General features: G+C 62.7%; 7 protein-coding genes. 4 read left to right on the top strand and 3 right to left on the bottom strand.

Annotated features, from left to right (window positions below; translation table 11 throughout):
- Window positions 1–64: 64 nt before the first annotated feature.
- Complete coding sequence (locus H610_RS0122845; protein WP_028241830.1) at window positions 65–775, top strand: 4'-phosphopantetheinyl transferase family protein; 711 nt, start codon at window positions 65–67, stop codon at window positions 773–775.
- On the opposite strand, the gene H610_RS0122840 is transcribed toward H610_RS0122845, so the two are convergent.
- Both H610_RS0122840 and H610_RS0122835 read right to left on the bottom strand, forming a co-directional pair.
- Window positions 776–2,374: an ATP-binding protein gene (locus tag H610_RS0122840; protein WP_028241829.1), complete on the bottom strand. Its 1,599-nt coding sequence runs from the start codon at window positions 2,372–2,374 to the stop codon at window positions 776–778.
- Window positions 2,375–2,378: 4 nt separating this feature from the next.
- Window positions 2,379–3,107, bottom strand: coding sequence for a response regulator (locus H610_RS0122835; RefSeq protein ID WP_028241828.1), 729 nt, complete (start codon window positions 3,105–3,107; stop codon window positions 2,379–2,381).
- A gap of 664 nt (window positions 3,108–3,771) precedes the next feature.
- Here H610_RS0122835 and H610_RS0122830 point away from each other — a divergent pair.
- The 3 genes from H610_RS0122830 (at window position 3,772) to H610_RS25650 (ending at window position 10,040) form a co-directional block, all read left to right on the top strand.
- A complete protein-coding gene (locus H610_RS0122830) occupies window positions 3,772–6,678 on the top strand; it encodes a ribonucleoside-diphosphate reductase subunit alpha (RefSeq protein WP_028241827.1) in 2,907 nt (968 codons plus the stop codon).
- Between the two features lie 477 nt (window positions 6,679–7,155).
- Window positions 7,156–8,406 carry a ribonucleotide-diphosphate reductase subunit beta gene (locus tag H610_RS0122825; protein WP_028241826.1) on the top strand — a complete coding sequence of 417 codons (1,251 nt, stop codon included), beginning with the start codon at window positions 7,156–7,158 and terminating at the stop codon, window positions 8,404–8,406.
- 101 nt (window positions 8,407–8,507) lie between these two features.
- Window positions 8,508–10,040: a P-loop ATPase, Sll1717 family gene (locus tag H610_RS25650; RefSeq protein ID WP_152529154.1), complete on the top strand. Its 1,533-nt coding sequence runs from the start codon at window positions 8,508–8,510 to the stop codon at window positions 10,038–10,040.
- A 494-nt stretch (window positions 10,041–10,534) separates the two neighbouring features.
- Here the strand turns inward: H610_RS25650 and H610_RS24465 are convergent.
- On the bottom strand, window positions 10,535–10,798 hold a 264-nt coding region (locus H610_RS24465), incomplete at its 5' end, for an integrase core domain-containing protein (RefSeq protein WP_043239451.1).

Below are 10,798 nucleotides of genomic sequence, written 5' to 3'. Positions count from 1 at the left end.
AAAAGCGATCGCCCCGAGGGCGGGCCTCCCACAAATGGGTGGCCTTTTCATGCAGAATCGCCGCATGACGCCCACGCCTCCACTCCCCGCCTGCTGCACACCGCTGCTCGACCACTGGCCGTTTCCCGAGGCGGTCGCCGGGGCGCGTCTGCTGAGCACCGGGTTCGATCCCGCGCGCCTCGACCCGGAAGATTTCGCCCGCTGGGGCATCCCGCAACCCCGGGGGGTGAGCAAGCGACAGGCCGAATACCTCGCCGGGCGCCTGTGCGCGCACCAGGCGCTGCGCTGCGTGACGGGCCGGCCCGGCGTTCCGGCCACCGCCGAGGATCGCTCGCCGGTCTGGCCCGCCGGGGTGGTCGGCTCGATCACCCATGGCGCCGGCTGGGCCGCGGCGGTGGTGGCGTCGAATACCGCCTGCCGCGGCATCGGCCTCGACGTGGAACGGCTGCTGGCAGCCACCCGGGCCGAGCGCCTGGCCGGGGAAATCCTGGTCCCGGACGAGCTCGCCCAATTGAACGGGCTGGACGAAGCCAGCCGCGCTGAGCGAATCACCCTGGCTTTCTCCTTCAAGGAGAGCCTGTTCAAGGCGCTCTACCCAATGGTGCGGCAGCGCTTCTATTTCGAGGCGGCACAGGTCACCGAACTGGCCGAGGGCCACGCCCGCCTGCGCCTGCTGGCGGACCTCACGCCCGAGTGGCGCACCGGCGTCGAACTGCGCGGCCAGTACGCCGAAGTCGACGGCCGTCTGCTGACGCTGGTCTCGATCCCCGCCTGATCAGCCCTGCCGGCGCGGCCAGCGCAGGCCGAAGCGGGCGCCGCCCAGTGCCTCGCTGCGGCCGATCAGCGAACGCCCGCCGTGCCAGTAGATGATCCGCCGCACGATCGAAAGCCCCAGCCCATGGCCGCCGGAGGCCCGCGTACGGCTGTCGTCGAGCCGCAAGAAGGGGGTGAAGATGCGTTCCCAGGCTTCTTCCGGCACCCCCGGGCCGTCGTCTTCCACCGTCAGCAGCGCCTGGTCCGCGTCCAGGCTGCAACCGACCCGCACGCGCGATTCGGCGTGGCGCATGGCGTTGGTCACCAGGTTGGTCAGCGCGCGGCGCAGGTAACGCGGCTCGCCCTCGGCGGTCATCGGGGCCTCGGGCAGCGCGGCGACGGCACGCTCGACCCGGATTTCCGGGCGCAGCGGCGCCAGCTCGCCGATCACCTGGTCGATCAGCGCCGGCAGGTCCACCGGCTCGAAGCGCAATGCCGGCGCGCCCTGCTCCAGGCGCGAATAGATCAGCATCTCGTCCACCAGCCGGTCCAGGTCCTCGATGTCGTTGTCCATGCCTTCGAGGTACTTGCGCCGCGCCTCCGGTGTCTGCGCATCGCCCACCATCTCCAGGCCGAAGCGCAGACGCGCCACCGGCGTGCGGAATTCGTGGGCCACCGCCCGCACCATCTCGCGCTGGATGTTCAGCAGGCGCTGCAGGTGCGCGGCCATGGCGTTGAAGGCCTTGGCCAGCCTGGCCACCGAATCCGCCCCGCCGTCCGGCACACGTACCTGCAGGTCGCCGCCGGCGAGGCGGGTGGCGGCGCGCTCCACCTCGCTCAGGCGCTGCTCGAGCTGGCGCACCAGCAGGTACACCGCCACGCCGATCAGCGACAGCCCGAGCAGGCCGATCAGCACCAGCAGCTGCGGCGGATAGGGGTTCATCTGGTGGATCGGCCCGAGCTGCACGATCCAGGGCGTGCCGGCCACCGCGGCGAACACGCGGATGGCATCGCCGCCGCGGTCCAGCGCCATCACCGTGTCGCCCTCGTCGAGCCGGCGGCGCTGGTCGTCGTCGAGGTTGGCGCTGTCGCGGGTGACCAGCGCCAGCTCGAAACCGAACTGGTGCTCGCGCTTGAGCCGCGCCAGTTGCCCCGCCTGCTCGTCGGCCGGATAGCGGATCAGCTCGTCGATCAGCAGGTAGATGGTGGCCCGCGCCAGCTGCTCGCTGACCTGCTCGACCTCGCCGGTGAGCACCAGGCGGTCGCCGGCGCTGACCAGGCTGTAGATGGTCACCGCCTGCGGGCGGGTCTGCTCGACCAGCACCTGGCCGCGCAGCAGGCGCGCCTCCAGGCGGTTTTCCAGGCGCACGTCGGCAAGCGTGCGCACCCGCAGCGGGATGCCCAGCAGGCGCCCCCACAGATTGGCCGCCTGACGCCGCTCGATGGGCGTCATGCCACTCATGTTGTAGGCCATCAGGCGGAAGGTGCCGCCGGCCAGACGTTCGCGGTACTGGTCCGAGCGCACCTCGTTGAGCAGGTGCAGACCGCCCACGCCCAGCCCGGCGACCAGCACCAGCACGGCGAGCATGCCGCCGTAGATGCGCAGGAAGATGGATTTCATTAAGTCAGGCCATGGCCTGCGCCGCCTCGGCGACGAACAGATAACCCTTGCCGCGGATGGTCTTGATCAGTCGGGGATGCTCGGGGTCGTCGCCGATCTTCGGGCGGATGCGCGAGATGCGCACGTCGATCGAGCGGTCCTGACCGTCGTACTCGATGCCGCGCAGCTGGCCGAAGATTTCCTCGCGCGACAACGTGCGCCCGGGGTTGCTCACCAGCAGCCAGAGCAGGTCGAATTCGGCGCTGGTCAGCTCGATGCTCCTGTCGCGCAACCAGGCCTCGCGCAGCGCGCTGTCGATCCGCAGCGGGCCGTACTGCAGGCGCTTGCTGTCGGGGGCGGCGGGCGGCGCCTCGCTGCTCTCACGGCGGCGCAGCAGCGCCCTCACCCGCGCCAGCAGCAGCCGCGGACGCACCGGCTTGCACACGTAGTCGTCGGCGCCCATCTCCAGGCCGAGCACCTGGTCCATGTCGTCGGCGCGCGCGGTGAGCATCAGGATCGGGCCGTCGTAGCGGCCGCGCACCTCGCGGCACACGGCCAGGCCGTCGAGGCCCGGAAGCATCAGGTCGAGCACCACCAGGTCCGGCTGCTCGGCGACGATGCGGCCGACCGCGCGGGCGCCATCGGCCTCTATCACCACGCCGAAGCCGTTGGCCTCCAGGTACTCGCGGGTCAGCTCCGCGAGCCGTCGATCGTCCTCGACGATGAGAATCTGCCAGGAATCCTGCTCCGCCATGCCGTCTCTCCCCTTGGCCACAACGCCGGTAGCCGCGCGCGCATTCTAACAGTGCGCCGGACTGGCCGATGCACCGAAAAGACCTTGCAATAAACACAACATATAGTGTTGGCCACTGGCCGCTGCGACACCGGTTCGCAGGCCACCCGGCTTCGACGAGCGGCCTGAGCGAGCCCTGTAGCGGCCTGCACGCAGTTACCCAGAAGCCCTCCACAGAGGACTCACAGCTTATCCACAGCCTGCATCGCTCCCGCCAGGTTGCATTAGCCCGGAAGCGGGACTATTGTGTTGCCCCATGGCCGACAGCCCCTACATGTTGGGGTTTGCACGGACAACAGACACTAGCCTCGGCGGAGGCCGCATGCACGAAATGCGCGTTTCCGCAAGGCCGCGGCGCACCCTTCCGGCCAGACCACCGGACGGCTGTCGCCCATCCAGGCGCCGAACGGCGGCTTGCGAATCGTTTTGAACGGCTGGTCGCGCGCGGACGGGCGAGCCTACTAGATGTAGTGGTATCAAGCCACGCGCGCGAGTTCAGGCCAGGGAGGCGCTTTGAATCCTCCCAAGATTTTTTTGCAGTACCCATGCACTGGCACGGCCGGCGCATGGTCGTTCAATTCATGAGTGCCCGGGCCCAGCCCAGAACAGATAATCGGAGACGTCGATGCAAACCGAAGCCACTCGAGAGAAGCCGCAGGCGGCCGCCCCCCAGGCGACCGACAGCAACCAGGATCTGGCCGCCACGGCTCCGGGCCAACTGAGAGTGATCAAGCGCAACGGTACGGTCGTGCCCTACACCGACGACAAGATCACCGTTGCCATCACCAAGGCCTTCCTCGCAGTGGAAGGCGGCAACGCCGCCGCCTCCTCGCGCATCCACGACACCGTGCGCCGCCTGACCGAGCAGGTCAGCACCACCTTCAAGCGCCGCATGCCGTCCGGCGGCACCATCCACATCGAAGAGATCCAGGACCAGGTCGAACTGGCGCTGATGCGCGCCGGCGAGCACAAGGTCGCCCGCGACTACGTGATCTACCGCGAGGCCCGCGCCCAGGAGCGCAAGCGCAGCGGCGAGACCAGCGAGATCGCCCAGCCGCACCCGAGCATCCGCGTCACCAAGGCCGACGGCAGCCTGCAGCCGCTGGACATGGGCCGCCTGCAGACCATCATCCGCGAGGCCTGCGAAGGCCTGGCCGAGGTCGACGGCGCGCTGATCGAGCGCGAGACCCTGAAGAACCTCTACGACGGCGTGGCCGAGAAGGACGTCAACACCGCCCTGGTGATGACCGCCCGCACCCTGGTCGAGCGCGAGCCGAACTACTCCTACGTCACCGCCCGCCTGCTGATGGACACCCTGCGCGCCGAAGCGCTGGGCTTCCTCGGCGTCGCCGAAAGCGCCACCCACCACGAGATGGCCGAGCTCTACGCCAAGGCCCTGCCGGCCTACGTGGAAAAGGGCTCCGAGTTCGAACTGATCGACAGCAAGCTCAAGGGCTACGACCTGGCCAAGCTGGGCGCGGCCATCGAGCACGAGCGCGACCAGCAGTTCACCTACCTCGGCCTGCAGACCCTGTACGACCGCTACTTCATCCACAAGGACGGCATACGCTTCGAACTGCCGCAGATCTTCTTCATGCGCGTGGCCATGGGCCTGGCCATCGAGGAGAAGCAGAACCGTGAAGAGCGCGCCATCGAGTTCTACAACCTGCTGTCCTCGTTCGACTACATGGCGTCGACCCCGACCCTGTTCAACGCCGGCACCCTGCGCCCGCAGCTGTCCTCCTGCTACCTGACCACCGTGCCGGACGACCTGTCGGGCATCTACAGCGCCATCCACGACAACGCCATGCTGTCCAAATTCGCCGGCGGTCTGGGCAACGACTGGACCCCGGTGCGCGCGCTCGGCTCCTACATCAAGGGCACCAACGGCAAGAGCCAGGGCGTCGTGCCCTTCCTCAAGGTGGTCAACGACACCGCCGTGGCCGTCAACCAGGGCGGCAAGCGCAAGGGCGCGGTCTGCGCGTATCTCGAAACCTGGCACCTGGACATCGAGGAATTCCTCGAGCTGCGCAAGAACACCGGCGACGACCGCCGCCGCACCCACGACATGAACACCGCGAACTGGATTCCGGACCTGTTCATGAAGCGCGTGTTCGACGACGGCCAGTGGACCCTCTTCTCCCCCTCCGACGTACCCGACCTGCACGACCTCACCGGCCGCGCCTTCGAGGAGCGCTACGAGTACTACGAGGAGCTGACCAAGTACGGCAAGATCAAGCTGTTCAAGACCCTGCCGGCCAAGGACCTGTGGCGCAAGATGCTCTCGATGCTGTTCGAGACCGGCCACCCGTGGCTGACCTTCAAGGACCCGTGCAACCTGCGCAGCCCGCAGCAGCACGTGGGTGTGGTGCACAGCTCCAACCTCTGCACCGAGATCACCCTGAACACCAACAAGGACGAGATCGCCGTGTGCAACCTGGGTTCGGTGAACCTGGTCAACCACATCAATGACGGCAAGCTGGACATCGCCAAGCTCGAGAAGACCGTCAAGACCGCCGTGCGCATGCTCGACAACGTCATCGACATCAACTACTACTCGGTCCCGCAGGCGCAGAACTCCAACTTCAAGCACCGTCCGGTCGGCCTCGGCCTGATGGGCTTCCAGGACGCCCTGTACCTGCAGCACATCCCCTACGGCTCCGACGCCGCGGTGGAATTCGCCGACAAGTCGATGGAAGCGATCAGCTACTTCGCCATCCAGGCCTCCTGCGACCTGGCCGACGAGCGCGGCGCCTACTCCAGCTTCGAAGGCTCGCTGTGGAGCCAGGGCGTCCTGCCGCTGGACTCGCTGAACATCCTCACCGAGGCGCGCGGCAGCAAGTACATCGAAGTCGACCGCAGCGAGAGCCTGGACTGGGCCCCGGTGCGCGAGCGCGTGAAGAAAGGCATCCGCAACTCCAACATCATGGCCATCGCGCCGACCGCGACCATCGCCAACATCACCGGCGTGTCCCAGTCGATCGAGCCGACCTACCAGAACCTGTACGTGAAATCGAACCTCTCGGGCGAATTCACCGTGATCAACCCCTACCTGGTGCGCGACCTCAAGGCCCGCGGCCTGTGGGACCCGGTCATGGTCAACGACCTCAAGTACTACGACGGCTCCGTGCAGCAGATCGAGCGCATCCCGCAGGACCTCAAGGACCTGTACGCCACCGCGTTCGAAGTGGAAACCCGCTGGATCGTCGAAGCCGCCAGCCGCCGGCAGAAGTGGATCGACCAGGCCCAGTCGCTGAACCTCTACATCGCCGGCGCCTCGGGCAAGAAGCTCGACGTGACCTACCGCATGGCGTGGTTCCGTGGCCTGAAGACCACCTACTACCTCCGTGCCCTGGCCGCCACCAGCACCGAGAAGTCGACCATCAACACCGGCAAGCTCAACGCCGTGTCCTCGGTGATCGACGAAAGCCTCAGCGCCGCCCCGGCCGCCGCCGAAGCCGCCGAGCCGAAGCCGGCCCCGGTACCGCTGGCGTGCTCCATCGACAACCCGGACTGCGAGGCCTGCCAGTGAGTGGGGCTGTCGCGCAACGCTGAACCTCCCTCTCTCCCTCGGGAGAGGGACCAGGGGTGAGGGCAAGGGCGAACGCGAAAGCCGAGCAAGCCGCCTAACAGCCACTCGCTCATCTTCACGCCCACGCCACAGTTGCCGACAAGCACAAATCCATCCCCTCTCCCCTCCGGGGAGAGGAGAGGGTAAGGGGAACACCGCATTCATCCCCTCTCCCCTCCGGGGAGAGGGCTAGGGTGAGGGGAAGAAACACCCACCTGTAGGAGCAGGCTCTGCCTGCGACCTCATCCCCTCCCCACCCAACGAACCATTGACCGAACCGCGCCCCACCGCGCTAGGTTCGGCACAAGAAGAACGCCAGCGGCCACTGGTGCCTGTAGGAGCAGGTTCTACCTGCGAACCTCGAACGCCAACCGCGTGCACCGCCGCACAACCCAATTTCCGACCGGGCCCGCCCGGTCACGCAGGAGGAAACCCGACATGCTGAGCTGGGAAGAATTCGACAAACCCGAAGACGCCGTCGCCGCCAACAAGCCCGCCACCGCCGAAGAATCGCCGGCCATGAGCCTGGAAAAGCTCGACAGCGTCGGCGACGCCGCCGCCCATGAAGCCCGCGCCGTCGACGCCAACGACTCCGCCGCCGTGGCCCGCGCCAAGGCCGCGCTGAACGACCTCGACATCCAGGAAGGCCTCGACGACCTCGAAGGCGCCAGCGCCCGCGTACGCGTGGACGAAAAGCGCATGATCAACGCCCGCGCCGACCTCAACCAGCTCGTGCCCTTCAAGTACGACTGGGCCTGGCAGAAGTATCTGGATGGTTGCGCCAACCACTGGATGCCGCAGGAAGTGAACATGAACGCCGACATTGCCCTGTGGAAGAGCCAGGACGGCCTCTCCGAGGACGAGCGCCGCATCGTCAAACGCAACCTCGGCTTCTTCTCCACCGCCGACAGCCTGGTCGCCAACAACCTGGTGCTGGCCACCTACCGCCTGATCACCAACCCCGAATGCCGCCAGTACATCCTGCGCCAGGCCTTCGAAGAGGCGATCCATACCCACGCCTACCAGTACTGCATCGAATCGCTGGGCATGGACGAAGGCGAGATCTTCAACATGTACCACGAGATCCCCAGCGTCGCGAAAAAGGCCAGCTGGGGGCTCAAGTACACCCGCTCCATCTCCGACCCCACCTTCAACACCGGCACGGTCGAGACCGACAAGCAGTTCCTCAAGAACCTGATCGCCTACTACTGCGTGCTCGAAGGCATCTTCTTCTACTGCGGCTTCACCCAGATCCTCTCCATGGGCCGCCGCAACAAGATGACCGGCACCGCCGAGCAGTTCCAGTACATCCTGCGCGACGAATCCATGCACCTGAACTTCGGCATCGACATGATCAACCAGATCAAGATCGAGAACCCGCACCTGTGGGACGCCGACATGAAGGACGAAGCGACCCAGATGATCCTCCAGGGCACCCAGCTGGAAATCGAATACGCCCGCGACACCATGCCCCGCGGCGTCCTCGGCATGAACGCCGCGATGATGGAGGACTACCTCAAGTTCATTGCCAACCGGCGTCTGACGCAGATCGGGCTGAAGGAAGAGTACCCGGGCACCACCAACCCGTTCCCGTGGATGAGCGAGATCATGGACCTCAAGAAGGAGAAGAACTTCTTCGAGACGCGGGTGATTGAGTATCAGACGGGTGGGGCGTTGAGTTGGGATTGATCTTTCAAGGCCACAGATACAGAAGCCTCGCCTAATGAGCATTTGGGCTAGTAGACTCACATCCTAGCCCCGCAACAGCGGGGCTTTTTAATGGTTTATATATGCCTCTTTATGAAACCCTAGGATTTACCAACCACCCCTTCTCAAAGACCAATGCTGACGAAGAGCCTAATCTTTCTCAATATTTCGTCCCTCCTCCTTATTTTGACGCCGTGGTGGGCGATGCCAGCCATCCAAGCGCAAGCGTGGTATTAGCACCAAGAGGATCCGGCAAAACCGCACTTAGAAGAATGGTAGAAAGCCATGCGTATGAAGCGGGATTTCTTGCGGTAACTTATGACAGGTTTGAATTTGGTTCAAAAGAGAAAGTCAGCGAAATCACTCTTCAGTACCACCTAAAAAATATAATAATAAGGATCTTGGTATCCTACCTATCCTACCTATCAGACTATCAAGACGTAGCCAAGAAGTTATCTAAAGAAGAGAAATATCAGCTGAGCCTATTCATCCAAAGCTACTTGGGAGACATTACAGGAGACAAAGTCCAAGAGCTCATAAACGAATTAAAAAGCCTACCCGAAAAATTCAAACAGTTTTGGTCTAAAAACGTTGGCTTCATGGAATCGATAGTTAATTTCCTTTTAAAAAGCTACGAGCTAGAGGGGATCGAGCTACCAAAACTTAAACAAGAAGAAAAAAGGCTAACCGAAACATACAAATACCAGCTCGAAATCCTACTCAAGTTAGTACAGAAAATTAACTTTAAGTCCATTTATATACTAGTTGACAAGCCTGATGAAACCGAGCAGACGGGAAACGATGCAGAGTCCACCTACCGCCTAATACAGCCACTAATAAAGGATCTTGAACTTTTAGGTTTGAACGGTTACGGATTCAAGTTTTTCCTGTGGGACCAAATTGAGCCTTATTACCGAAAAGACGCGCGCCCGGACCGGATAGCACAATATCAACTGCGCTGGACCAGAGCAAGCCTAATGAACGTGCTATCCAGACGCCTAATTGCTTTCAGCGGTGGAAAAATATCCACCATTCAAAGCATTACAGAGGCATCCCAAGATACACGGGAAATAAACATAGATGAGACTCTATGTTTATTTTCCAACTCTTCACCGCGCAACCTAATCCGCCTCTGCGAGCAAATCTTAGCCGCTCAAGCTGAGAGATCAATCGATACAAAAATAGAGTTTGCCGCAGTTGACATTGGCCTGCTGCATTTCTCAGAAATGCTTTTTAAAGAAAACTATGGCGAAGAGCTACTAAGAGACATACAGCGCGTCGGCAGAGAATTATTCACAACTAACCATATCGCAAACGACGTGCTAAAAATATCAGGACAGGGAGCAAGAAACAAAATAACAGGCTGGATGAAGTCCGGCGCCGTAAAGCAGGTTGGAACCATCAACGTCACGGGATCAAATCGCCCTGTAAATTTCTATTGTGTGGCCGACCCGGTTGGCGTGCGAATGATACACAGGACTGAATCGCTTAAAAAATTTTTACAAAACAGATGGCTCCCCTGTGCACATTGTCAAAAAGATAACCTTGTCAATATAGATCTTTACCCAGAAAACAATCCGCCAATATGCCAGGAATGCGGCCGTGAACTACTTTAACGAGGTAGCCTGCAATTGCCGTGGAAGGCGCCGTTTTTCCCCCCTACGTCTGGCAATGCCGATGCCTCGGCGAAGCGAGGGGATGTGATGGCGTAGGGTGGACAACGCTCTGCTTGTCCACCGTGACGCGCTCATTGCCAACACTGCACTTGATAATGAGCGTCACACCCCGTTACCGCCGCCCACGTATTTACGGACAGGCTACGCCGATGAATATGTAGCGGCGAGATAGCCTGGCGATTCGCCGCATGGAAAAGGCTTCGCCGTTTTCCACCCTACCGTCAGCCGCCCAACCACCCGCCGCCCCGCGCCTTGACCCCTTCCCCGTAAGCCCCTACCCTCCGCTCCTGGCGCCTAAGAAACGCCTCACACAGCGGCCTGCCCGCTTCCGACATTGCGGCTTTTTTGCGCCTGCGGCCCGCCCGTGCGCGCAAGAAAAACACCTCTGCGACGTCGGGAGTGGGCTAATACAAAACCCGAAAGGGGTGTGGTGGTCAAATAATTTCGGACACTGCGATAGGTTGTATGGGTGGCCTGCGCTCATAGCGGGTGGGCGGCATGTAGCCCAGGCTGGAGTGCAGGCGCACGTTGTTGTAGAAACCGACGATATAGTCGGCGATGTCGGCCATGGCCTCGGCCTGGTTGGCATAGTCAGCTTGCCAGACCCGCTCCATTTTCAGGTTCAGGAAGAATCGCTCCATCACGGCATTGTCCCAGCAGTTTCCTTTGCGACTCATGCTCAGGAGCAGGCCATGTCG

This window comes from Stutzerimonas azotifigens DSM 17556, assembly GCF_000425625.1.
GTDB lineage: Bacteria > Pseudomonadota > Gammaproteobacteria > Pseudomonadales > Pseudomonadaceae > Stutzerimonas > Stutzerimonas azotifigens.
This window is presented reverse-complemented; position numbering and strand designations above follow the sequence as displayed.